This window comes from Bradyrhizobium sp. USDA 4451, from assembly GCF_054822585.1.
The window spans coordinates 5,374,709-5,397,294 of the sequence record NZ_JBTRCH010000001.1 but is presented as its reverse complement, the minus strand read 5'-3'; the positions used below and the strand labels follow the sequence as shown (position 1 = coordinate 5,397,294).

Here is a 22,586-nt window from a genome sequence, read left to right as displayed (position 1 = left end):
AGAAACCGCCGAATGCCGTGTCTGGTTCCCGCGCGCGATACAATCAGCGGTTCCCACGCGCCGCCGCGGCGGTTACAGAGAAGCAACCAACGTCCCTTCCCGAGTGGCCATGGCGCAAAACATCTATGACGATCCCGGCTTCTTCGCCGGCTACAGCCAGTTGCCGCGGCAGGTCCGCGGCCTGCTCGGCGCGCCGGAATGGCCTGCGATCCGCGCCATGCTGCCTGACGTCGCGGGCAAGCACGTGGTCGATCTCGGCTGCGGCTTCGGCTGGGTGTCGCGCTGGATGCGCGAGCAAGGCGCCTCCGGCGTGCTCGGCATCGATCTGTCGCAGAACATGATAGCCCACGCCAAAGCCATGACGCAGGATCCGGCCATCACTTATGAGATCGCCGATCTCGAAACGCTGGAGCTGCCGAAGGCGACGTTCGATCTCGCCTACAGCGCCCTCACCTTCCACTACATCAGGGATTTCGACCGGCTGGCGCGCATGCTGGTTCGCGCGATCGTTCCTGAGGGGCATCTGGTCTTCACCATCGAGCACCCGATCTACATGGCGGCCACCCGTCCGGACTGGCTGCAGGACGCAGACGGCCGCAAGACTTGGCCGGTCAACCGCTACTTCAGCGAGGGCGAGCGCAGAACGGATTGGTATGTGCAGGGCGTGCTGAAATATCACCGCACCATCGGCACCACGCTCAACGGGCTGATCGGCGCCGGCTTCACGCTGCGCCATGTCGAGGAATTCTCCCCGACCCGCGAGCAGATCAAGGCGATGCCTGAACTCGCCGATGAACTCGAACGGCCGATGATGCTGCTGGTATCAGCGCAGCGCTAGCGCCTGATCCGGAAAAGTGCGAAGCGGTTTTCCGAAGAGATCATGCGCAAACCAAGAGGATCACGCCGCAAGCAGCTTGTCGAATTCCTCGGGTGGGTATGATTTGCCGTTCTTGTCGGTGATCACCACCTGCCATCCCTCGCTGGCCCAGACCCTGGCCTTGGCGATGATGATGAAGGTGCTCTCCCGCTCGATCCTGACCGTTTCGTTCTCGCGTTCTGCGATCATCTTGTAGGCCAACGCTTGTCCCTCGCCGAGGTCGTCCATCCGGCGGTGTGATGGCAGCGGCTTTGGGCCGCAATTCGCTGGGAGTGTGACAATTTGGTGGAAGCCCCGCCGCAAGATTCGGCAGGCCGCAATTTACGGTCGCGGCTACGCCAGCTTGCCCATCAAGGTCGGCATATCCAGCGCCGACGAGTTGACATTGACGCTGCGCGCGAACCGCATCTGCGGTCCCTCGAAGGTGCAGGTCACGGTGTCGCGAAACGCTGACTCGACGAACGTCCAGGTCATCACGAAGGTGCGCAGGTCGCGCCAGCTGCCGCTCGCGACCACCCGCATCACATCGGGCTGATACTCGTGATGCAGCTTGTTGCCGGTCATCGTCGTGGTGCCCTCGCGCGGCGCGTCGAGACCGACGTCGATTGTGTGGGTGCCCCTGCCATCCTCGAGCGTGAAAGTGCAGGTCTTGTCGCCGAAGCTGAGATTGACCGATTTGATCGCGTCGGCGTTCTCCGGCATCTGCCAGGTCTTGCCGGATATCTGCGCGGCGACCGGCGACGAGGCCGGCACCAACGCCGGCAACAATTGCAAGCCCGCGGTGCGCGCCTTCAGCTTCTCCGCGTCGGCATCGTTCTTCGCGACAGTGCCTGCGAACATCGCCGGGAAATGTCGGAACACCAGTCTGTTGAAACCGCTGCGCTGCGGAATGCCGGCCGTGATCGCCAGCACGGCATTGTGCTTGGGGAAGACGAAGCTGAGCTGGTCGAACAGGCCGTCGGCGTAGAACGTCTCGGGCCCGATCCACCATTGATAGCCGTAGGTGTCCTTGACGTGCGGCTGCTGCACCGCCGCCACCCAATCGGCCGGCAGCACCTGCTTGCCGTTCCACATGCCGTTCTGCGCGTACAGGATGCCGAGCTTGAGGCAATCGACCGTCTTCCAGCTCAAGCCATTGGCGCCGGGCGAAATGCCCTCCGGCCCGACCGGCCATTCATAGCCCGAGATTCCAAGAGGGTCGAAGAAGCGCGGCTTCAGATAATCGGCGACGGTCTCGCCGGTCGTCCTGGTGACGATCGCGGACAACAGATAAGTCGCCGCCGAGGTGTAGACCCATTTGGTGCCGGGCTGGTAGACCACCGGAATCTTAAAGAACTCGGCGACCCAGCTGGTCTTGATCGGCCGCCACGCCGACCCCGAGGTCATCGAGGCATGGCCGGTGCGCATGGTCAGGAGATCCTCGACCGTCATTGCCGCGAGCTTGTCGTCGACCACAGCCGGCAGCTTGTCCTTGAAGAACGACACCGCCTTGTCCTGCAAACCGAAGCGCTTGTCGGCCATCGCGAGCCCGACCGCGCTGACGGTGACGCTCTTGGTCAGCGAATGCATCATGTGGTTGCGGTCGGCGCGATACGGCGACCACCAGCCCTCCGCGACCACCCGGCCGTTGCACCAGAGCATGAAGCTGTGCAGCTCGTAGCCCTGGCGGTCGACCTCATCGAGGAAATCGAGGATCGCGGCTGGCGCGATGCCCTGCTCGTCGGGCCGGCCGCGCGACAGCCCGTCGGCAAAGGCGGTCTCGGCCTGCGCCGTCGTCACCATGCCGAAACGTCCCTCCGGCGCCAGCATGACGGCGGCGCCGCCCAGGAACAGCTGCAGCGCCCTGCGCCGTGACGGCCGACCTGATACAAAACCATCAGTTTCTTGATTGTTGTTGGGCATGGGCCATCCTCCGAAAGCAGAACGGAGGTTAGATTTCCAGCCGGTCGTGTCAACGCACGCGGCGCGCATGCCTTCCAAAAGAAAAATCCCGCCTTGGCGGGACACTCCAAGGCGGGGAAAGGTTCGTTTGGGTAGAAATCCACGCGCCTTAGAAAATGACGAGCGCGGGGAAGTAGCGGCACCAATTCTATTGGCCGCCATCGCGCCGGCAACAGGATTAAAGCGTCCTCAGCGCCGGGACTTTTTCCCGATCCGGCCGGCAAAAATCCCGAACCTTGCGTGCGCGCTCCGGTTCACTGCACCACGTCGAGCCTGACATTCGCGACGCCCTTGCCGATCATGCCGAGCGATTGCGCGGCAGAATAGGAGACGTCGACGATGCGCCCGGGAACGTATGGTCCACGGTCGTTGACGCGCACGGTGACCGAACGGCCGGTCTTGACGTCGGTGACGCGCAGCTTGGTGCCGAACGGCAAAGTCGGATGCGCGGCAGTCAGTTCGCGTCCGTCGAACTTCTCGCCGCTCGCAGTCTCCTGCGCGTCGCTGTAGAAGCTCGCCATGCCCTGCGATGCGGTCCTGCTGTCGCCGCCCTTGCGCGAGGCATAGGGCGCGTGCTTGCGCGCGGCTGCCACATGGGTGCGCGAGGCCGATGACGCCGCCCGCACCGGCTCGGTCGATGGCGGCCGGCTCGCCAGCGCTTGCGAGCGCTGGCTGACAACTGAGGACTGCGCGCAGGCCGCGAGCGACGCTGCGCCGATCACGACGGCGAACAGCCGGAGCGGCTTTCGCGCTTGAGCAAACAGGATGACGGGCGCAGCACCATGCGCACCGCGCTTGACCTCGACGTACGACATGACTGCATCGTCGCGTACCATGTTGCATCCCCAACTCGCGCCCCAGCCCAAGCCGAAAATCCAACCTCCAATGAGCCGAATCCAATCCGGGCGGAACGGTGGCGGAGCGCGGTCGGACGTGCCGCACGCCACGCGATTTCCGGCCAGGTGTGGTGGATACGCCACACAACCCAGGCGCTTGCGCTGGGAATGCGGTCCGGTGCCGCGCGCACATGCAGATGGACGCGCGCGCCGTCGGCCTCCGGTTTCGGTTCCCGAAACTCCCCAACCTCTCCACCCTCTCGCCTTGCTTTGGTCAAACCGGACTGGAGTCGTGGGGCCCGGGCCAGGGGTCGAAACAGAGCGAGGATTCGCCGGCCGCCATTTGCGGTTGACCTTGGACTGAAACGGGGACCGCCAATGCAATCGACACTTAAAGACGCTGATCCGCACGATATTTTCGCGATCGAACCGAGCTTCGCCGCAACCCGCCCGGACAATGCCGCAGCGCCCGCACAGCAGGCCGGCAAGGTAGCCGGGCAGCGCGAACCGTGGTTCGGCCCGAGCCTTGCGCCGTCGAGCCTTGCACCGTCGAGTCTCGCACCGTCGAGCCTTGCGCCCTCGTCCGCACCGCCGATCGCATCCGCCGCTGCGGTCGCCTCGGTGCCGCCGGTCACGCCGATATCAGCGGCACCGGTGCCCCCGGCGATGCCGGAATACAGCGCCAGCCACGATGGCAGGCTGGACGACATCAGGCTCGAGCGCGCGCCGCGTCCCACCAACAAATGGGCGATCCGCGCGTTCTGGTTCGTGTTCGCGATCGCCGGCGCCATGGGCACCGCGGCGTGGCAGCACTACGGACATCGCGTCAAGCAGGTGGTGGCGGAGTACGTGCCTCAGATCGAGGCCCTGACGTCGCTGCTGCCCGGCAAGACGGCCGCTGCTTCCGACCAGGCGACCCCGCCCGCAGCGCAAGCCGCCGCCGATCAGCCGGCGGAAGCCGCTCCGGCCGCTGCGCCGCAGGACGTCGCGACGGCCGCGCCCGCTCCTGCCGCAGCCCCTGCTGCCGCAGCGGCTCCGGTCGCGCCCGCCACCCCGGCGGCGCCAGCCGCAGGTGCACCTGACCAAACGCAATTGTTGCAGTCGATGGCCCACGATCTCGCGTCGATGGGGCAGCAGATCGAGCAGCTCAAGGCCAGCATCGACCAGCTCAAGGCCGGCCAGGATCAGCTGACCCAGCGTGTCGCTCGGACCACTGAGACCAGGGCCGTCGAACCGCGGCCGGTCCCGCCGCGCCCACGCGCGGCGATCACGCCGGCGGTCCCCCACACCGCGGTTGCTCCGCCGCCGGTGCGTCGGCCCACCCAGGCCTACATCCCGCCGCCACCGCCGGCCTCAGCCGCGCCGCTGCCGGCGCCGGCTCCAGTCGCCCCGCAATCGGCCGTCACACCGCGGCCCGTGCAGTCGCAGCAGCAGTCCAGTGTTGTTGACGCGGATGACGGCGGCCCGGTGGTTCGCCCGCCGATGCCGCTGCGCTGACGGACTCACAAAAATCGGGTGGATTAGCGCAAGCGTAATCCGCCCCCTGCCTGCGATGATGGCGGAGTACGCCTCCCGCCTTCGCTCGTTGAGCGACGGCGGACGCAGTCGGCTAATCCGCCCTACGTTCTGGCGGGCTTACGCGCTCTGTCCCGGCGGCAGCACGACCACGGTCGCGCCCGGCTTGACGTGCTGGTAGAGGTCGATCACGTCGGCGTTGTTCATGCGGATGCAGCCCGACGAGATCGCCTGCCCGATATATTCGGGCTGGTTGGTGCCGTGGATGCGGTACAGCGTGTCCTTGTTGCCCTGGTAGAGATAGATGCCCCGGGCTCCGAGCGGATTGGCCGGTCCCCCGGCGACCCGCTTCGGATACGGTCCGAGCCGCTCCTGGATGTCCTGGGTCGGAACCCAATCGGGCCACTCCGCCATGCGGCCGACCGTAGCGACGCCGGAGAAGGCCATCGCCTCCTCGCCGACGGCGACGCCATAGCGGATCGCCTTGCCGCCCGGCAGCACGTAATAGAGGTAGCGCGCGTCGGTATCGACCAGGATTGAACCTGGCTGCTCCTTCCGCGTGTAATCGACAATGTGGCGCTGGAACTGATCCGGAATCTTGGCCTCCGCATAGGGCGGATGCGCCAGCAATTGCCGATCGCGCGGCGTCATCGCGGCATCCGTCACCGGCGACAGCGTCGCCTGCATGCAGCCGCCAAGCGCAAGTGACCCCACCAACACCGCAGCAAGCCCCAACTTCGACACGATCATTCTCCCCTGCGTCAACTTGTGGCACTTGCTGCCGAAATCGTGCTGAAATCGTGGCAGCTCCAGTTGGAACACGGCTGTTTGATCGGTTCCTTCGGCAGGTGTGTCCTGACGGTTGCAGTTGGTTCCCGCCGACGCTAGCCTTGCGACAAAATGTCTAAAACATCGGGAGGAATTCGATGCGTTACGCTTTGCTGATCGGCGGCCTGATTGTCGCGGCGACACCGGCCCACGCCGATCCGCGCGCAGCCTATGTCACGATGGTGCTGCAGGCTTTTGCCGCCAAGGTCGAATGCCCCGGCACCGACCTGGTCTATCAGGATCTCGTGCAGCGCGCGCAGGACATGCACCTGCCCGACGGCACCACCGAGCAGGTGCGCAAGGCGATCGCCTTCATGCACACCGGCGGCAAGATGGGCGAGAAGCAAGCCGACGATCTGATGACCGAAGTCGCGATCGCAACCCAGTCCACCGACCTCGACCAACGCCGCGCCGGCAGCATGACGACATGGTGCCAGGACCAGAAGTCGCGGCTCGCGGGCTACATCAGGACGAAGTAGCAGACTTCAATTCTCAATCGAGCTCCGGCGGCGCGAACCAGTTGGTCAGCGCCAAGCCGCCGTCGACCACGATCGATGCGCCGGTGACGTAGCCGGAGAGCTTGTGCGAGAGCACGGCGAGCGCCATCGGCGCGAGATCGTCCGCCTGGCCGAGCCGGCCGAGCGGAATGTGCTTTGCCAGCGCGGGATCGGCGACGAAGCCGCCGGCCGCAATCGCGCCGGGCACCAGCGCATTGACGCGGATGCCATAGCGGCCCCAGCTCTTGGCAAGCTCCTTCACCAGCATCGCCATGCCGGCCTTCGCCGTCGAGTAATGCGGCAGGTTGCGCGGCGTGCCCGCATGCAGCGAGGTGAGCAGCAGGAACGAGCCCGGCGTCTTGGCCGCGATCAGATTGCGCGCGAGCTCGCGCGACAGGTGAAAGCCGGCATCGAGGTTGACCGCGTGCATCTGTCGCCAGGTCTCGTCATCGACCGCCATCGCATGATCGGCTTCGCGGCGCGGCGGCGAGGCGCTGTGAACGAAATGCGTCACCTGCCCGAGTGCAGCTTGCGCATGTTTCAGCACAGCATCGCACGCCGTGCGCTGCGCGAGATCGCCGGCCCAGGGCACTGCGAGGTCCGGACGCGGCGCCGCCTTGATCGCGGCCGACACCCTGTCCTCATGCAGATCGGCGAACACCGTGCGCACGCCCTCGCCGACCAGCGCCTGCGCGATGGCGCGACCGATGCCGTTGCCTGCGCCGGTCACCAGGGCCGTTTCGCGCGCGGGATCGAAGGGCGATGTGAACAGGCTCATGATCCCCTCCGAGGACTTGCTTCAGTACGGCGGCGCCTTGCGCGCCCGCTGCGCCTTGGCAGCTTCGATCCACCAGGAAAAATCGTCGGCAAAGCGTGGGAAGGCGCGTTCGAGCGACTTGCCGCCCTCGCCGATCGGCTTGCCTTCGGCCGACAGGGTCTGCGCGATCGGCCCCGCGCTGATCGTGCTCGACACCACCACCATGCCCATCTCCGACAGCGTGCCGTGCCAGGCGGTCGCGGCGCGCGCACCGGCGAACCGCCCGGCCGAGTAGCTTGCGATCGCCGCCGGACGCCAGAACCATTCCTCGAGGAAATGATCGGTCAGGTTCTTCAGCCCGGGCTGGATGCCCCAATTGTACTCGCCGGTGACGAACAGGAAGCCGTCGGCGTCGCGGATCTTGCCGGCGAGCGTTTCGAGCGCGGCCGGCGCCTGCCCCTTGGGATGCTCCTTGTACATACGGTCGAGCATCGGCAGGCCGACCTCCCTGGCGTCGATCAACTCGACATCGTCGCCGCGGGCACGCAGGCCGTCGATGACGAAATGCGCGAGCCGGATGCCCATGCGATCCGAGCGGTAGGAGCCGTAGAGAACGAGAATGCGGTGCGTCATGACGCGCCGATCCTAGCACGGCACTGCGACAGCCGTCCCGCGGCGTGCCGCGCAAACGTTAACCGCCGCTCCGGCTCGTTCTCCTGCCATTAAGCAATTGGTCGCAGGCGCCGCGCCACGGCCCAAAATCGCCAGATTCCTTTTCTGGATATGATCTCGCTTCGAGAAGGAGAACCCGACATGCGGATCGCAAACCTGGTTTTCGCAAGCTCGCTCGCAGCCATCGCTGCCATGGCCACGCCAGCGCTGGCAAAGAGTGCCGAGCGGCAGAAAGCCGACGAGAAATCCACCGCCGCCACGCCGGCCGGCTGCCAGGCTTATCAGCAGGCCGCCGACGGCACCTGGAACCAGCTGCCCTGCGGCGAAGCGGGCTCCAATGGCGCGACGCAGCACCGCGCCGCGACCAAGGGCGCTGACGACGACGAGCACTGATCGTCGCGCCTCGCCCGCGCTTACACCGCCTTGCCGCCAGTGTCGGCCGGGCGGTGCGGCGCCTTCGACTTTCGAATGATCGGGACCGCCGCGGCCGCCGCGGACCCGCATCATAAACCCAAGCTTAATGCGCACCCGGTACGGTTGAGGTCTCTCCTCTCGTCCAGAATGGCGCGCATCCCATGAAAATCGGTACTCTCCTGACGACCGCGATCGTCTCATTGTCCGCGGTCGGCGGCGGGCTCGCGGCTTATGTCGCTGTCACCAAGTACCAGATCATGGACAAGGTCTCGACCGCACAGAGCCGGCTCGAAATCGTCCGCGCGGTTGGCGACATCCCGCGCTACATGAACCCCGAGCGTGGCTACGCCACCAACCTGCTGCTCGCAGCCGGCACGATCGATCCGAAGCAGATCGCCGAGCTCGACCGTCAGCGTCAGCTGACCGACGGCGCGCTTGCCAAGGTCAACCAGGTGCGCGCCACCCTGCCGGGATCGCTCGACGACGGCGAGGCCGTCGCGAGCCAGATCGACGCGCTGAAGACGAAATTCACCGGGCTGCGCGACGCCATCGCGGCTGCCATCGCCGGTCCGGTCGATGCTCGCCGCGCCGCCGCCGGCAAGATCGTCGCCGACAATTCCGTGTTCAACGCCGGCGTCACCACGCTGCTCGACGAGCAGGTGCGCCGGCTCGCCGGCCTCGACGGCAATGCCTATCGCCAGGCCAACTACGCCAACGTCGCCTGGACGCTGCGCGACATCGGCGGCCTCAATGCCAGCCTGCACAAGGCGCTGGTCGGCGCCAAACGTGTCGCGACTGAGCCGGAGAAGCTCGAGCTCTATCGCTCGACCGGCCGCACCGAGCAGATCCTCTCGACCTTGCAGGAGCTGCGCAACAATCCCGCAACACCCGCGAACGTCATGACGGCGCTCGGCAAGATGCAGGCCGATTATGTCGAGCGGTTCGGCAAGGCGCTGAAGCTCGCCAAGGAAGGCGCCGTGACCGGCAAATACGAGCTGGATCTCGACACCTACTATCCCGAATCGCAGATCGGCCTCGCCGCCATCATCACCGTGCGCGAGGCGTTCTACGAGAATGCCGAGCACGGGCTCGCGAGCGCCTATTCGTCGGCGCGCGTCAGCTTCGTGATCGCGCTGATCGGGCTGCTCGCGGTCATTGCCGTCAGCGCCGGCCTCATCGTGATGGTCCGCCGCCGCATCCTCAACCCGATCGCCGCCCTCACCGGCCGGATGTCGCGGCTTGCCGCCGGCGACGTCGCCGAGGCGATCCCGGGCGCCGCGCGCAATGACGAGATCGGCGCGATGGCCGCCGCCGTGCAGGTGTTCAAGGACAACAGGATCGAAGCCGATCGCCTCGCGACCGAGAAGGAAGCCGAGAACGACGTCAAGATGCGCCGCGCCCGCGTGCTCGACGACCTGACCCGCGCCTTCGAGGCCAAGGTCACCGAGCTGGTCGGCGGATTGTCGGCGGCGTCCTCGGTCATGGAGGACACGGCGCAATCGATGTCGGCGACCGCCGCCGCAACCAACCGCCAGGCGGCCGTCGTCGCCGCGGCCTCCGATCAGACCTCGACCAACGTCCAGACGGTGGCGAGCGCGACCGAGGAACTGACGTCGTCGATCTCCGAGATCGCCCGCCAGGTCGCGACCTCGACCGAGATCGCCGCACGCGCGGTCGACCATGCCCGCCGGACCGGCGACACCGCGCGCTCGCTGGCCGAAGGTGCCCAGAAGATCGGCGACGTCGTGACGCTGATCCAGAGCATCGCGGCACAGACCAATCTGCTCGCGCTTAACGCCACCATCGAGGCGGCCCGCGCCGGCGAGGCCGGCCGCGGCTTCGCCGTGGTCGCCTCGGAGGTGAAGTCGCTCGCCGGCCAGACAGCGAAGGCGACCACGGAGATTTCCGAGCAGATCACCGCGATCCAGACCGCCAGCGACGAGACCGTCACCGCCATCCGCAGCGTCGTCGACGTCATCACCGAGATCGACCAGATCGGCACCGCGATCGCGGCGGCGATCGAGGAACAGGGCTCGGCGACAAGGGAAATCTCGCGCAGCGTCCAGGAAGCCGCGCGCGGCACCCAGGAGGTCAATTCCAACATCTCCGGCGTGCAGCGCGCCGCCGACGATACCGGCGCCGCCGCAACCCAGGTGCTGGGCGCGGCCGAGCAGCTCTCGTCGCAATCGAAAGACCTCGCCGGCCAGGTCAACCGCTTCCTCTCCGACGTGCGGGCGGCATAATCAGCCGCGTGCCACGATCGCGGAGCGGCAATGGCTCTATCCACGTCATTGCGAGCGCAGCGAAGCAATCCATTGTGCCGCAAGTGGAGGCATGGATTGCTTCGTCGCTGTCGCTCCTCGCAATGACGTCGAGAGCCTCGCGCCCTACTACCCCCCGCGCAGGCCGAGCACGCGGCGGGCGATCGCCTGGCGATGGACCTCGCTCGGGCCTTCGTACACCCGCATCAGGCGGGCCTTCTGCCACAGCGCGTTGAGCGGCAATTCCAGCGTGACGCCGAGCGCGCCGAGCGTCTGCATGGCGTGGTCGCAAGCATCATAGGCCATCTCAGTCGCGAACACCTTGATCATCGAGGCCTCGTGGCGGATGTCCTCGCCGCGATCGGTCTTGTCGGCGGCCTCGCGCACCATCAGACGGCAGGCATGCATCCGCGTCGAGATATCGGCGATCCACCACTGGATCGCCTGGCGCTCGGCAAGCTTGACGCCGAAGGTCTCGCGCTGCTTGGCGTGCTCGCACATCATGTCGAGCGCGCGCTTGGTGATGCCGACGCAGGTCGATCCCATCTCGAGCCGCCGCGTCCGCAGCCGCAGCTGCATCGGCGCGTAGCCCTTGCCGACCTCGCCCAGCACCGAGTCCTTCGGGATGCGGCAGTCCTCGAACACGATCTCATAGGTCGAGCCGCCGCCGACCATCGGGATCTCGCGCTCGATGATGAAGCCCGCGGTACCCTTCTCGACGATGAACGAGGTGATGCCGCCCTGGCGCTGATCGTTGCCGACGCGCGCCATGACGATGATGAAGTCGGCGGCGCGCGCATTGCTGATCCAGATCTTGCGGCCGTTCAAGACCCACTGGTCGCCCTCGAGCACCGCGCGCGTCTTCATTCCTGCGGGATCGCCGCCGGCGCCGGGCTCGGAGATCGCGATCGCCGAAGCCATCCGGCCCTCGATATAGGGTTGCAGGTATTTCTTCTTCTGCGCGTCGGTGCCGACCGCCTGCAGCATGCGCAGGTTCGGCGAGTCCGGCGGCAGCACGAACGGCACGCAGCTGCGGCCGAGTTCCTCATGCACCGCAGCCATCGTCCGCGTCGGTAGATCGTGGCCGCCGAGATTCTCGGGCGCATCGAGGCCCCAGAGGCCGAGCTCCTTGGAGACGTCGCGCAGCCGCTTGCGCTGTTCCGGCGTGAGTTCGGGATGATCGCTGCCGGGCAGTTTCGATTTCAGATATTGCGGCTCGAGCGGGATCAGTTCGCGATCGACGAATCGCGCGACGGTCTCGCGGATCATGGCTGTCTGTTCGTCATCGCTCATCGGAGATTCCTCGCCTGCGCTGTTATGTTTCAGAAAACCAGTAGCGCATTTCTTCTCGGCGGGAATAGCGGAAACACACGCTCGCGCGATGGTTTCACCGCGCGGAATTCAATATCCCGCGGCGCGGTCAGCGCGTACTGAATCGCACCGGACGAGATGGCGCGTCGAGCAATCGATCGCCAGCACGAGGTTGTTGGCAGCCAGCAAACGACCGGCGATCGCCGCACGCACGCGGCGCTTCGCCCTGGCCTAACTTTATTCGGCAAACCCGACGTAGCTGACAAAGTCGCTATTGGCCTCGCGGTCGGAGCGCACCGCATTGGCGGCAAAGCTGTCGTCGGGATAGCCCATCGCGACGCAGGTCATGATCACCTGGTCTTCGGGGATGTTGGCGACCTCGCGCACGATGTCGGAGCGCATGATTCCCTGGCCATTGATCACGCTGCCGAGGCCGCGATCCCATGCGGCCAGCACGATGCCGTAGCAGAGCGCGCCGAGGTCGAAATGGCAGACCGCGCCGGGATCGAGGATGCGGTCATAGGTCAGCACCAGCGAGACCGGGGCGTCGAACTGGCGGAAGCCGCGCAGCACCCAGTCCTGCCGCATCGGCTTGTCGTCGCGGGCGATCCCCATGGCGCCGAACAGCTTCTTGGCGATGTCGACCTGGCGGCCGCGGTGCACGCCCTGGTACTCGCCATGGCTGACGATGTCGCGCTTGGCCTTGGCGCCGGCGATCATCTCCTCCATGTTGCGGCGGCGCACTTCCTCCAGCGGCGCCCCGGTCAGGACGTGGACGTGCCAAGGCTGGGTGTTCATCGAGGACGGCGCGCGCTTGGCCACCTCGATGATCTCCTCGACGGTCGCCCGGGACACCGGCTGCTTCTTGAACCCGCGCACGCTTTTGCGTGTCTGTACCAGCGTCTCGAATTCCATTCCGCGTTTCCCCCGTTTGTTCCGCGCTGCACACGGAATTTTCCCGCAGCTAACCGGGTATTTTATAGACAAAATCGGCTGTGGGAACTTGATCGGGCCAAGAATCCGATATCCAATCCGGCCACTGGTTTGGTTTAGGGAGAACCCAGATGAAGCGGATTTTCTTGGCGGCCGTGATCGCGACCTTTGCCGTCGGTTCGGCATTTGCTCAGGACGCCTCCTGCGAGACGAAGGCGGTCGGCAAGGACGGCAAGCCGCTGGCCGGCGCGGCCAAGACCTCGTTCATGAAGAAGTGCACGATGGACGCCTGCGAGACCAAGGCAGTCGGCTCCGACGGCAAGAAGCTCGCCGGCGCGGCCAAGACCTCATTCATGAAGAAGTGCCAGAGCGGCGCCTGAGCCCCCTCGCCGGCGCTCATTCGCTCATTTCAATGGGGACAGACCATCGGGTCGCGCGGCGCGCGGCCCGAACGGCTGTTGGCGGTGGCGAGCGACCCTCCCTTCGGCGCTCAGAATGAGACCCCGACCCGCACGCCCCTGCTCCAGACCCGCCGGCAGCGCTTCCTGGTGTTGCCGTGAAGCATTTCGAAGCGTTCGGGCAGCTGGATCGGTTTGGAAAACTCCAGGCAGGCCCCTCCGGCGGAATAGTCCACCAGCCGGCATTCGATCAGCGGCGTCTTCGGGTCCAGCTGGAGCTTGACCACACTGGAGACGCAACCCGACGGTCGAACACGCGCAAATCGCCGGGGGTGCATCAGGGCCGCCTCTGGTGGAATCGTACCGACAGATTCCCCGGCCCGCGTTAAGATTCCGTTCAGATGGATTGTTACGATTCGTGTCTGTCCGATGACGGATCGGCGCGGAGGCGGGCGGCCGCCAGCGTCTCCGACGGTGCTTCCCCGAAATGCGACCGGTAGCTCCGCGAGAAATCGCTGAGGTGCCAGAAGCCGTAGGCAAGCGCACAGGCCTTAACGCTGGGCGCCCCGGCGAGCAGTTGCTTGCGTACCAGCCAGAGCCGGCGCAGCCGCAGATAGCGATGCAGGCTGATGCCCCGGTAGCGCTGGATGGCGTCGTGCAGCGTGCGCACCGACACGCCGATCTGCTTGGCGAGTTCGCCGCTGTAGATCGGATGGGCGACATCGCCGGCCAGAATGGCGCGCGCGTCGTTGAACACCTTGAACTGGCGCGTCGTGTTGGCGCGCGTCGCCCATCTGGCCGGCACGATCTCGGCGAACGCGTCGTCGATCGCGGCGAGCAGCGTCTCCTTGATCGAGGCCCCCGAAGCGAATTCCGCGATCGCAACCTGTTCCGACGTGACGAGCAGGACCTGCCTGACCACCTCGCGCAGCCGGTCCTGCGCGCGCTGAGAAATCTCGTGGATGCTGAAATGGAGACCGGGGTTCGGCCAACCGCGGTCGACGATCTCGGGCGTGAACATCACCGAGGCATACTGGCGCGCCGTCTCCTCCACGGAGGTGTAGAACGCGCCGCCGCCGCCGAGCACGATCACCGCACGATCACGCTCGACGCCGTTGAACCGCATCGGAACGCCATCGTCCATCGTGAAGCCGACAGCGGTGGTGTGCGGCCCAAGCTGTGCGTCGACGATCCGTGGAAAGGACTGGGTGTAATTGAGCTCGCATCCCGGCAAGCTCAGGATGACCTGCTCGGCCGAAATCTTCCGCACGAGTGGCGTGAAATCAACATCCAGATTTCGGATCGAACTCCGGAATGCATCAACATCGTCAAAACGAAAGACTCTCGGCACCAGCAATGGCGCCGTCAAATGACCGCTCCTATGACATGTTCTTCAAATGAACTGGTCTTCAAATGAACTGGTCTGCAAAATTTGTCGGCCGCGCCCACCTCGCGCCCGGGCTCATTGATGAATTCCAAGCACCAGATGCGAATCGTCCGACAAATTCAATCAGGGAAAATGCGGGTCATGCGCCCAGCCGGACAATCAGGCAAAGGTTCGCCGCTGCCGAATTTCGATAGTGTTTGCCGGGATATCCACCGTCGGGGTGGCCCTCCCCATCGAATTCTATACCCCTATTAAAGATTCGGCGGGCAGATTGACCTTGGGAACAATGACGTTCCTCGTCGCGGAACATTTTAGGTACCGCAATGACAGCCATTGCCTCGCCAGAACTTATTGCCAAGCTCGACCACGTCCTGAAGGCCGGCTCCCCCGATCTCCGCACGCGTATGCTGCAGGAGGTGGCAAGGCTTTTTCTCGACGACGCTCATCGGCTCAGCGCGCAACAGGTCGAGATGTTCGACGGGATCCTGATCCGCCTGACTGACGACGTCGAGTTGCGGACCCTGACCACGCTCAGCCGCTCGCTTGCCGACTTGCACCTGGTGCCGTGCGAACTGGCGCGTCGTCTGGCCAACCATGACGACGCCGATGTCGCCGCGCCGATCCTGAGAAAATGCGACTGCATTCCGGATGCCGATTTGATCGACATCGCCTGGATGCGGGCCGAAGGACATCTCTGCGCGATCGCCGGCCGCAAGCAGGTCAACGCCGAGCTCGCGGACATTCTGCTGATGCGCGGCGACAGCAATGTGCTTCGCGCGCTGGCGCGCAATCCCGGCGCGGATATGACCAGCGCCGGCCTTGCCATGATGGTCGATGCCGCCGAGCGCGACGACGACATCGCAGACGCGTTGATCTCGCGCAGCGACCTGCCTCACCGCGTCCTTGCCGACCTCGTGATGCGGTCGACGCCGCCCCGGCAGGCCCGGCTGCTCAAGCTCGTGCGGCCCGAGCTTCGGGACACGATCCGCGCCGCCAACGCTGCCGGTGCGGCCCGCGCCTCCGCAAACCCGCCAGCCACGATCGACGATGCGGAGGCGCGGGCCATGGTGACGACGAAGCGCACCCAGGCCGTGTGAGTGTGCATGACATATGGCGACCGCAGGGCGGAGCGCGTCAAGCTCGACACGCGCCATCCCGTCAATCTGATGGGTGTCGACGGGACCTGGCGGCGGAGCTGCATCCTGCTCGACGTCTCGCAGAGCGGTGCCCGGCTCGAGGTCGAGGGGACACTCGACGTGCTGAAGGCCCAGGAATTCTTTCTGGTGCTGTCCTCGCGGGGGCTGGCGTTCCGGCGCTGCGAGCTGGTTCGTGTCGACGGCACCGAGATCGGCGTGAGATTCATCGAAGAACGACGGCGAAAGGGACGCCCCGTCATCCCCAGATGAGGATTGGCGGCCACCGCCTGAAGGGAAGGTTGACGAGATGACCGTGCAGAGAGCGACAGACATCGAGGTGTCGACCACCTCCGCCGCGCCATTGCGCGGAACCATCGAAATCGACTGCGCCGGCACCGCCTCGACCTTCGCGATCGATGAGGAGCTCGCGCATCGCCTGTGCGCCGATCTGGAGCGCTTTCTGACCCAGGCCCCGCGCCGGGCCCGCACGGCGCGGTTCTGATAACACCTGGGCTCCCGGCCGCCCGCGTCTACTCCCGCTTGAAGCGATAGTCGAAGCGATCGCCGTCGGCCGTGATCAGGCCGACCGTCGGAGCGGGAAAATGGATCGGCAGGATCAGCGTATCGGTCCCGGCGACCGAGGCAAAGAATTTCCGCCGCGACCGTGCCGACTGCTTCGGATCCCAATCCGGCTTAGCCGACCACTCCGGCTCGCGGCACTGGATCGCGTGATGCATCAGGTCGCCGGCGACCACCGCGCGCTGCCCCTTCGAGACAATGTTGATGCAGCAGTGGCAGGGCGAATGGCCCGGCGTCGGCGTCAGCGTGACGGTGTCGTCGAGCGCGTAGTGGTCGTCGACCAGCAGCGCCTGCCCCGCCTCGACGATCGGCAGGCAATTGTCGCGAAACACCGTGCCGGGTGGATTGGCGCCTTTCGCATTCTCGGCCTCCCAGGCCGCGTACTCGCCTTTATGGAAGACGTATTTCGCGTTCGGAAAGGTCGGCACCCAGCGCCCGTCGCGCAGCGTCGTGTTCCAGCCGGTGTGGTCGATATGCAGATGGGTGCAGAACACGTAGTCGATCTGCTCATAGGAGATGCCGAGCGCGAACAGCTCGTTGCGCCAACGCTCCTTGCCCGGGAAGTCGAACGGTGGCGGGTGCCCCTTGTCCTCGCCGGTGCAGGTGTCGACCAGGATGGTATAACGCGGGGTCCGCACCACGAAGGTCTGGTAGGTGATCACCATCATGCCGCGCGCAGCGTCGAAGACCTCGGGCTCCATCGTCCTGAGGTGATGCTTGAACACGGCGTCGTCATAGGTCGGGAAGAAATCCTGCGGCCGCCGCCACGGCCCCTCGCGCTCGATCACCGCGTCGATCGTGATGTCGCCGATCCTGATCTGCTTCATGCCGTTCCGCTCCCGCTTTTTTTCCGAAGCGTAGCGGGCGGTACTTGGCTCCACAAGCCGAGCGCTACGCAGCGCCCCATGCCGCTTTGCATTGCTGGCGGGAAACGGCGATGCCGCATTTCATCCGAAATGTCGTCTATGCTGCACCGATGACCCATCGCGCGATTTCGACGACCCCGGCGGCAAGCGCCAATCGAACCCCGCCAACAGCGCGGCGCTGAAGGACACGATGGTCCGGGCGATTGTCGCGGCGGATACCCTGAAAAACTAGACCGCGGGCGCCTGTTCTCCTTTCCTGTCATCTCACCGTAACAAAAATCGTGCGACTGAAGCGGCTCGCCCTATCGAGGACAACGCCATGACCGCACCAAAACCTTCCCGCCCCAAGATTGCCGAAACCGTCATCGAGCCGACGGTCAAGCTGCGGGAGGTCAAGGTCGGACGTTGCTGCGAAGTGCTCGGCGACACCGCCATCGAATACAGCGAGCTCGGCGATTACTCCTATCTCGGCAGCGGCTGCATGGTCGCCGACGCCGTGATCGGCCGCTTCTGCGCGATCGCGGCGCAGGTCCGGATCGGTGCGCCCAATCATCCGCTCGAGCGCCCGTCCCAGCATCGCTTCACCTATTGCCCGGAATATTACACCGACGCCGCCGAGCGCGATCATAACTTCTTCAAGAACAGACGCGCGGATCGCGTCGTGATCGGCAACGACGTCTGGATCGGCCACGGCGTGATCGTGCTGCCCGGCGTCACCGTCGGCGACGGCGCGGTGCTGGCGGCCGGCGCGGTGGTCTCGCGCGATGTCGCGCCCTACACCATCGTCGGCGGCGTCCCTGCCCGGCCAATCAAGGAGCGGTTCAGCCGCAAGATCGCGGCCGAGCTGTCGCAGATCGCCTGGTGGAATTGGCCGCCGGAAACCATTTGGGAGCGCCTGCCGGAGTTTCAGTCCGGCGACGTCGAGGCATTCTGCGCGCGGTGGCGGACGTGACCACGAGCACAGACCCGGATTTCGCTTCGCTCCATCCGGGCTACGAAGTCAAATGGCTCTATTCTGTAGCCCGGATGGAGCGAAGCGAAATCCGGGGTCAATCCTTCCGCTCGCCGAAGTCGCTATTGTCCATCGCACCGCTGCCGCCCCAATCAGGTGGCAACGTCCCATTCCGGATGTATCGGTGAAGAGACGTGTGTTGCCAGTCGGCAGGCGACGAGACGAGCCGGTGTTTGGTCGGATTGTAGTGCACGTAGTCGACGCAACGCTCAAGATCGCGTTCGTTGCGGATGGTGTGTTCCCAAAACCGTCGCTGCCAAAGCGGGTATTCGCCGCGGCGGTTTGCGGAGAGCGGCACGCCGGAGGCGACAACGGCGCGCGTGAAAAGGCTTTTGATCTGCCGCCAGCGATCCGGAAAGTCGCTGTCGACGGGTGGAAGCGTCATCACCGTATGCAGGTGGTCTGGCAGGACCGCGATGGCATCCAGCGTGAACGGCTTCTTAGCGCGCGCTGCGCGAAAGGCAGCGCGTAACAGCCCGACGTGCTCGACCAGTAGCGACGAGGTCCGATCTTCCAAGGTGACCGTGAAGAAGAACGTGCCGCCGGGTATGAAGTTACGCCGATATTGCACCATACGGACAGACTAACCCGGATTTCGCTTCGCTGCATCCGGGCTACAAAGGCTGGCGAGTTTTGGACGCCCTAGCTCCGCAAACCCGGCGCTTCTTGGCCGGTGCGCGCGACGTATTCGGTGTAGCCGCCGCCATATTGATGGATGCCATCGGGCGTCAGCTCGAGCACGCGGTTGGAGAGCGCGGCGAGGAAATGCCGGTCGTGCGAGACGAACAGCATGGTGCCTTCGAACTCGGAAAGCGCGTTGATGAGCATCTCCCTGGTGGCGAGATCGAGATGGTTGGTCGGCTCGTCCAGCACCAGGAAGTTCGGCGGATCGAACAGCATCTTGGCCATCACCAGCCGTGCCTTCTCGCCGCCCGACAGCACCCGACACTTCTTCTCGACATCGTCACCGGAGAAACCGAAGCAGCCGGCGAGCGCGCGCAGCGAGCCCTGCCCGGCTTGCGGGAATGCGTCCTCCAGCGACTGGAACACGGTGCGCTCGCCGTCGAGCAGGTCCATCGCATGCTGGGCGAAATAGCCCATCTTGACGCTGCCGCCGATCGCGACCGCGCCGTCGTCCGGCTCGGTTGAACCGGCGACCAGCTTCAGCAGCGTCGACTTGCCGGCGCCGTTGATGCCCATCACGCACCAGCGCTCCTTGCGACGGATCATGAAGTCGAGCCCGTCATAGATCCGCTTGGTGCCATAGGCCTTGTGGACGTTCTTCAGGCTGACGACGTCCTCGCCGGAGCGCGGCGCCGGCTGGAATTCGAACGCCACGGTCTGGCGCCGCCGCGGCGGCTCGACCCGCTCGATCTTGTCGAGCTTCTTGACCCGGCTCTGCACCTGGGCTGCGTGCGAGGCGCGCGCCTTGAAGCGCTCGATGAACTTGATCTCCTTGGCGAGCATCGCCTGCTGCCGCTCGAACTGCGCCTGCTGCTGCTTGTCGGAGAGCGCGCGCTGCTGTTCATAGAATTCGTAATTGCCGGAATAGGTGGTGAGCTGCCCGGCGTCGATCTCGACCACCTTGTTGATGATGCGGTTGATGAATTCGCGGTCATGCGAGGTCATCAGCAGCGCGCCCTCATAACCCTTAAGGAACTGCTCGAGCCAGATCAGGCTTTCGAGATCGAGATGGTTGCTCGGCTCGTCGAGCAGCATCACGTCGGGCCGCATCAGGAGAATGCGGGCCAGCGCCACCCGCATCTTCCAGCCGCCCGAGAGCTTGCCGACATCGCCGTCCATCATCTCCTGGCTGAAGCCGAGGCCTGCCAGCGCCTCGCGTGCGCGGCCGTCGAGCGCGTAGCCGTCGAGTTCCTCGAACTGGTGCTGCACCTCGCCATAGCGCGCGATGATGTCGTCCATCTCGTCCGCCTTGTCGGGGTCGGCCATTGCGGCCTCGAGGTCCCGGAGTTCGGCCGCGACCACGCTGACCGGCCCTGCCCCGTCCATCACCTCGGCGACCGCGCTGCGGCCGCTCATCTCGCCGACATCCTGGCTGAAATAGCCGATCGAAATGCCGCGATCGAGTGAGACCTGGCCTTCATCCGGGATTTCGCGGCCCGAGATCATGCGGAACAGCGTGGTCTTGCCGGCGCCGTTCGGCCCGACCAGGCCGATCTTCTCGCCCTTCTGGAGCGCCGCGGAGGCTTCGATGAAGAGGATCTGGTGGCCGACTTGCTTGGAGACGTTATCGAGGCGGATCATGCTCAAATACTGGGGAATTAGGGGGTGCGGCCTCTTATTCGATCTCGGACGCGGGTGGAAGCCCATTCCGCGGGTTGCGCGCCGCGCGCCAATGCATGCCACGATCGTTGCCGATCGAATATGACAAGGAAATCCTTCGGCGATCGATTTGGGGCGTCACATGCAAGTCTGGTTCCTCTATCTCCTCGCGCTCGGTGCCGGCATTGCCGTGGCCGTTCAACAGGTCCTGAACGGCAATCTCAGGTCCGCCCTGAACTCGCCGGCCTGGGCCGGGCTCGTGAGCTATCTCGGCGGGCTCGTGACGATGGCGGTCGTGCTGGTCGCAACGCGCGAGCCGGTGCCGTCCTGGAAGCTGGTCTCGGCTGTGCCGTGGTGGGCCTGGAGCGGCGGCATCCTCGGCGGCGTCTTCATCCTCCTGATGATCCTGCTGCTGCCGTCGCTCGGGGCCGCGACGCTGCTGGCGCTGGTGGTCGCGGGCCAGATGATCGCCGGCATCGCGATGGACCATTTTGGGATGTTCGGGCTGGCGCAGCATCCGGTGTCGATCTCGCGGCTGGCCGGCATCGCGCTGATCATCGGCGGCGTGCTCCTGATCAAGGATTGAGGCCATCGGCAAGCCGGCCGACGCGAATGATTCCCTGAATGAGAAAGCGCCGCTGAATCCAGCGCCGAATGACGTTATGACGCAACCACCCGCGTAGTCTTCGGGTGTGGACACCCGCCGATTCGTCGCTTAGCTGTAAGCACCCGCCCTCGTCGTGTTGCGTCCTGCGGGATCGACCATCCCAGTTCATTTGCGTCAAAAACAATTGCGCATCCCGCCAGCGTCGAGGGGGCCGCATCGCGGACTTCGTCGTGGGTCGGCGGCTGCGAGGAGCATAACATGACTCATCGTTTCCGTTTGGTCGCCGCATTGGTGGTACTACTGGGCAGCGGCGATGCCGCGCTCGCCCAGTCGCTGCCCGACTACATGGCACCGATTTCGGGTAAGACCTCATCGACGCCGGCCGACGTCGCGACCAAGGACGTGCTCGCGCTCAACACCGGCATGTTCGAGCTCTATGGCGATGCGGCGCGCATCTTCCAGAAGAACATCCTCGACAAGCATCCGGTGATCCTCGGCCTGTTCTCCGGCGCCGGCGGCCGCCTGATCCTGTACCGGCCGGGCAGGCCGCCGACCGAGGCGCCGCAGGTGCCGATCGTCTATCAGCTGCTCAAGTCGGTCGGCCACAGCACGATGGCGTTGGCCGAGGTGGTCGGCCCCTATGTCGACAATCCCGACGACAAGGCGTGGCGCGGATCGATGCAGGCCTATCGCAGCCGGATGCAGTCGGCGCTCGACGGGCTCGATGCCACGCCGATGCAGGCGGACTGGCGCGACAACAACCGCGCCATCCTCAAGAACAACCTCGCCTTCATGGATGAATGTCTCACCGCCGGCGCGATCCCCTTCGCGACGCTCGAGGCGTTCGGCAAGAAGCAGGCGCCGCTGCTCGCCAAGAACGTCGCCTGGGCCGCGCAGACCCAGGTCGCGCACTGGATGACGGTCATGGCCGACTGGAAGAGCCAGCTCGGCGCCGACTGGGACAAGACCTACGGCGCGAGCAACACGATCTATGTGGCGCGGCAGAACAACGTGATCTTCAGCGTGCTGGCGCAGTTCTTCGGGCCAGACGCCATCAACAGCCGCCTGATGCTGATCGAGACGATCTCCTTCACCACCACGCCGTCGGACATGCTGGAATCGCTGACCCGGATCATCGCCGACCGTTCGGTCGGTGCGCTGTTCTTCGGCAGCTACCATCTGATGGACTTTGAATTGATGGGGGGCGATGCGCGCGAGGCGATCATCGCCGAGACCAAGAAGCGCGGCATGACGACCTTCCTGCCCCCGCTGGTGCCGTTCGGCTCCAAGCAATGGCCGACGCTGGTCACGCCGGGTCCGGGACCGGCCACCATCGCCGACCTCAAGTGAGGCCAAGGCGACGAGTGAGAAGGCTACGACCTATTGCGGCGTTGCAGTTGCGTTCGCTTTGCCGCAATACTTTGGCGTGTATTGCACCAATCGTTAAACCCCGGCGCGATATGCCGTTCAGATGTC

General features: G+C 65.3%; 26 protein-coding genes. 13 read left to right on the top strand and 13 right to left on the bottom strand.

Features of this window, described 5'->3' with window-relative positions; translation table 11 throughout:
• The first annotated feature begins 109 nt into the window (after positions 1-109).
• The gene (locus tag ACVMB0_RS24825; RefSeq protein ID WP_461347986.1) at positions 110-838 is read left to right on the top strand and encodes a class I SAM-dependent methyltransferase; all 729 of its coding nucleotides are present in this window, start codon (positions 110-112) and stop codon (positions 836-838) included.
• Between the two features lie 60 nt (positions 839-898).
• Here ACVMB0_RS24825 and ACVMB0_RS24820 read toward each other — a convergent pair whose 3' ends face one another.
• The 3 genes from ACVMB0_RS24820 to ACVMB0_RS24810 form a co-directional block, all read right to left on the bottom strand.
• Positions 899-1,105 carry a hypothetical protein gene (locus ACVMB0_RS24820; protein ID WP_461347985.1) on the bottom strand — a complete coding sequence of 69 codons (207 nt, stop codon included), beginning with the start codon at positions 1,103-1,105 and terminating at the stop codon, positions 899-901.
• 105 nt (positions 1,106-1,210) lie between these two features.
• Positions 1,211-2,779: a serine hydrolase domain-containing protein gene (locus ACVMB0_RS24815; protein WP_461347984.1), complete on the bottom strand. Its 1,569-nt coding sequence runs from the start codon at positions 2,777-2,779 to the stop codon at positions 1,211-1,213.
• 293 nt (positions 2,780-3,072) lie between these two features.
• Positions 3,073-3,633: a septal ring lytic transglycosylase RlpA family protein gene (locus ACVMB0_RS24810; RefSeq protein WP_461347983.1), complete on the bottom strand. Its 561-nt coding sequence runs from the start codon at positions 3,631-3,633 to the stop codon at positions 3,073-3,075.
• Positions 3,634-4,032: 399 nt separating this feature from the next.
• Here ACVMB0_RS24810 and ACVMB0_RS24805 point away from each other — a divergent pair, with 399 nt between their 5' ends.
• Positions 4,033-5,151, top strand: coding sequence for a hypothetical protein (locus ACVMB0_RS24805; RefSeq protein WP_461347982.1), 1,119 nt, complete (start codon positions 4,033-4,035; stop codon positions 5,149-5,151).
• A gap of 138 nt (positions 5,152-5,289) precedes the next feature.
• Here ACVMB0_RS24805 and ACVMB0_RS24800 read toward each other — a convergent pair whose 3' ends face one another.
• Entirely contained in the window at positions 5,290-5,919 is a 630-nt protein-coding gene (locus tag ACVMB0_RS24800) for a L,D-transpeptidase (protein WP_456755099.1), read from the bottom strand.
• Between the two features lie 176 nt (positions 5,920-6,095).
• Between ACVMB0_RS24800 and ACVMB0_RS24795 the strand changes: the two genes are divergently transcribed.
• Positions 6,096-6,476 (top strand): hypothetical protein, encoded by a 381-nt coding sequence (locus tag ACVMB0_RS24795; RefSeq protein ID WP_097675394.1) that lies wholly within the window; start codon positions 6,096-6,098, stop codon positions 6,474-6,476.
• A 13-nt stretch (positions 6,477-6,489) separates the two neighbouring features.
• Here the strand turns inward: ACVMB0_RS24795 and ACVMB0_RS24790 are convergent, their stop codons facing one another.
• On the bottom strand, positions 6,490-7,272 hold the full coding sequence (locus ACVMB0_RS24790) for an SDR family NAD(P)-dependent oxidoreductase (protein WP_461347981.1): 783 nt from the start codon (positions 7,270-7,272) through the stop codon (positions 6,490-6,492).
• 21 nt (positions 7,273-7,293) lie between these two features.
• Entirely contained in the window at positions 7,294-7,884 is a 591-nt protein-coding gene (locus ACVMB0_RS24785) for an NADPH-dependent FMN reductase (protein ID WP_456755101.1), read from the bottom strand.
• Between the two features lie 180 nt (positions 7,885-8,064).
• Between ACVMB0_RS24785 and ACVMB0_RS24780 the strand changes: the two genes are divergently transcribed.
• Together ACVMB0_RS24780 and ACVMB0_RS24775 are read left to right on the top strand one after the other, a co-directional pair.
• The gene (locus tag ACVMB0_RS24780) at positions 8,065-8,316 is read left to right on the top strand and encodes a hypothetical protein (RefSeq protein ID WP_456755102.1); all 252 of its coding nucleotides are present in this window, start codon (positions 8,065-8,067) and stop codon (positions 8,314-8,316) included.
• Positions 8,317-8,498: 182 nt separating this feature from the next.
• On the top strand, positions 8,499-10,580 hold the full coding sequence (locus tag ACVMB0_RS24775; RefSeq protein ID WP_461347980.1) for a methyl-accepting chemotaxis protein: 2,082 nt from the start codon (positions 8,499-8,501) through the stop codon (positions 10,578-10,580).
• 147 nt (positions 10,581-10,727) lie between these two features.
• On the opposite strand, the gene ACVMB0_RS24770 is transcribed toward ACVMB0_RS24775, so the two are convergent.
• Both ACVMB0_RS24770 and ACVMB0_RS24765 read right to left on the bottom strand, forming a co-directional pair.
• Entirely contained in the window at positions 10,728-11,891 is a 1,164-nt protein-coding gene (locus ACVMB0_RS24770) for an acyl-CoA dehydrogenase family protein (protein WP_461347979.1), read from the bottom strand.
• A gap of 255 nt (positions 11,892-12,146) precedes the next feature.
• Positions 12,147-12,824: a nitroreductase gene (locus ACVMB0_RS24765; RefSeq protein WP_461347978.1), complete on the bottom strand. Its 678-nt coding sequence runs from the start codon at positions 12,822-12,824 to the stop codon at positions 12,147-12,149.
• A gap of 149 nt (positions 12,825-12,973) precedes the next feature.
• Here ACVMB0_RS24765 and ACVMB0_RS24760 point away from each other — a divergent pair, with 149 nt between their 5' ends.
• Positions 12,974-13,222 carry a hypothetical protein gene (locus ACVMB0_RS24760; RefSeq protein WP_461347977.1) on the top strand — a complete coding sequence of 83 codons (249 nt, stop codon included), beginning with the start codon at positions 12,974-12,976 and terminating at the stop codon, positions 13,220-13,222.
• Positions 13,223-13,332: 110 nt separating this feature from the next.
• On the opposite strand, the gene ACVMB0_RS24755 is transcribed toward ACVMB0_RS24760, so the two are convergent.
• Positions 13,333-13,578, bottom strand: coding sequence for a PilZ domain-containing protein (locus ACVMB0_RS24755; RefSeq protein WP_456755106.1), 246 nt, complete (start codon positions 13,576-13,578; stop codon positions 13,333-13,335).
• A gap of 71 nt (positions 13,579-13,649) precedes the next feature.
• Positions 13,650-14,609 carry an AraC family transcriptional regulator gene (locus tag ACVMB0_RS24750; RefSeq protein WP_461347976.1) on the bottom strand — a complete coding sequence of 320 codons (960 nt, stop codon included), beginning with the start codon at positions 14,607-14,609 and terminating at the stop codon, positions 13,650-13,652.
• A 341-nt stretch (positions 14,610-14,950) separates the two neighbouring features.
• Between ACVMB0_RS24750 and ACVMB0_RS24745 the strand changes: the two genes are divergently transcribed.
• Genes ACVMB0_RS24745 through ACVMB0_RS24735 form a run of 3 tightly spaced genes read left to right on the top strand, consistent with a single transcriptional unit; the run spans position 14,951 to position 16,265 of the window.
• Entirely contained in the window at positions 14,951-15,724 is a 774-nt protein-coding gene (locus tag ACVMB0_RS24745; RefSeq protein WP_461347975.1) for a DUF2336 domain-containing protein, read from the top strand.
• Positions 15,725-15,730: 6 nt separating this feature from the next.
• A complete protein-coding gene (locus tag ACVMB0_RS24740) occupies positions 15,731-16,033 on the top strand; it encodes a PilZ domain-containing protein (protein WP_456755109.1) in 303 nt (100 codons plus the stop codon).
• Between the two features lie 37 nt (positions 16,034-16,070).
• Positions 16,071-16,265 (top strand): hypothetical protein, encoded by a 195-nt coding sequence (locus tag ACVMB0_RS24735; protein WP_456755110.1) that lies wholly within the window; start codon positions 16,071-16,073, stop codon positions 16,263-16,265.
• A gap of 28 nt (positions 16,266-16,293) precedes the next feature.
• Here the strand turns inward: ACVMB0_RS24735 and ACVMB0_RS24730 are convergent, their stop codons facing one another.
• The gene (locus ACVMB0_RS24730) at positions 16,294-17,169 is read right to left on the bottom strand and encodes an MBL fold metallo-hydrolase (RefSeq protein ID WP_461347974.1); all 876 of its coding nucleotides are present in this window, start codon (positions 17,167-17,169) and stop codon (positions 16,294-16,296) included.
• A 91-nt stretch (positions 17,170-17,260) separates the two neighbouring features.
• On the opposite strand from ACVMB0_RS24730, the gene ACVMB0_RS24725 reads away from it, so the two are divergent.
• Both ACVMB0_RS24725 and ACVMB0_RS24720 read left to right on the top strand, forming a co-directional pair.
• Complete coding sequence (locus ACVMB0_RS24725) at positions 17,261-17,440, top strand: hypothetical protein (protein ID WP_461347973.1); 180 nt, start codon at positions 17,261-17,263, stop codon at positions 17,438-17,440.
• Between the two features lie 87 nt (positions 17,441-17,527).
• On the top strand, positions 17,528-18,160 hold the full coding sequence (locus ACVMB0_RS24720) for a DapH/DapD/GlmU-related protein (protein WP_461347972.1): 633 nt from the start codon (positions 17,528-17,530) through the stop codon (positions 18,158-18,160).
• 97 nt (positions 18,161-18,257) lie between these two features.
• Here the strand turns inward: ACVMB0_RS24720 and ACVMB0_RS24715 are convergent, their stop codons facing one another.
• Positions 18,258-18,794 carry an REP-associated tyrosine transposase gene (locus ACVMB0_RS24715; protein WP_461347971.1) on the bottom strand — a complete coding sequence of 179 codons (537 nt, stop codon included), beginning with the start codon at positions 18,792-18,794 and terminating at the stop codon, positions 18,258-18,260.
• A gap of 68 nt (positions 18,795-18,862) precedes the next feature.
• Positions 18,863-20,485 carry an ABC-F family ATP-binding cassette domain-containing protein gene (locus ACVMB0_RS24710; protein ID WP_461347970.1) on the bottom strand — a complete coding sequence of 541 codons (1,623 nt, stop codon included), beginning with the start codon at positions 20,483-20,485 and terminating at the stop codon, positions 18,863-18,865.
• A gap of 160 nt (positions 20,486-20,645) precedes the next feature.
• On the opposite strand from ACVMB0_RS24710, the gene ACVMB0_RS24705 reads away from it, so the two are divergent.
• Together ACVMB0_RS24705 and ACVMB0_RS24700 are read left to right on the top strand one after the other, a co-directional pair.
• Positions 20,646-21,089 (top strand): DMT family transporter, encoded by a 444-nt coding sequence (locus ACVMB0_RS24705; RefSeq protein ID WP_461347969.1) that lies wholly within the window; start codon positions 20,646-20,648, stop codon positions 21,087-21,089.
• Positions 21,090-21,368: 279 nt separating this feature from the next.
• Positions 21,369-22,460 carry a hypothetical protein gene (locus ACVMB0_RS24700; protein WP_461347968.1) on the top strand — a complete coding sequence of 364 codons (1,092 nt, stop codon included), beginning with the start codon at positions 21,369-21,371 and terminating at the stop codon, positions 22,458-22,460.
• Positions 22,461-22,586: the final 126 nt, after the last annotated feature.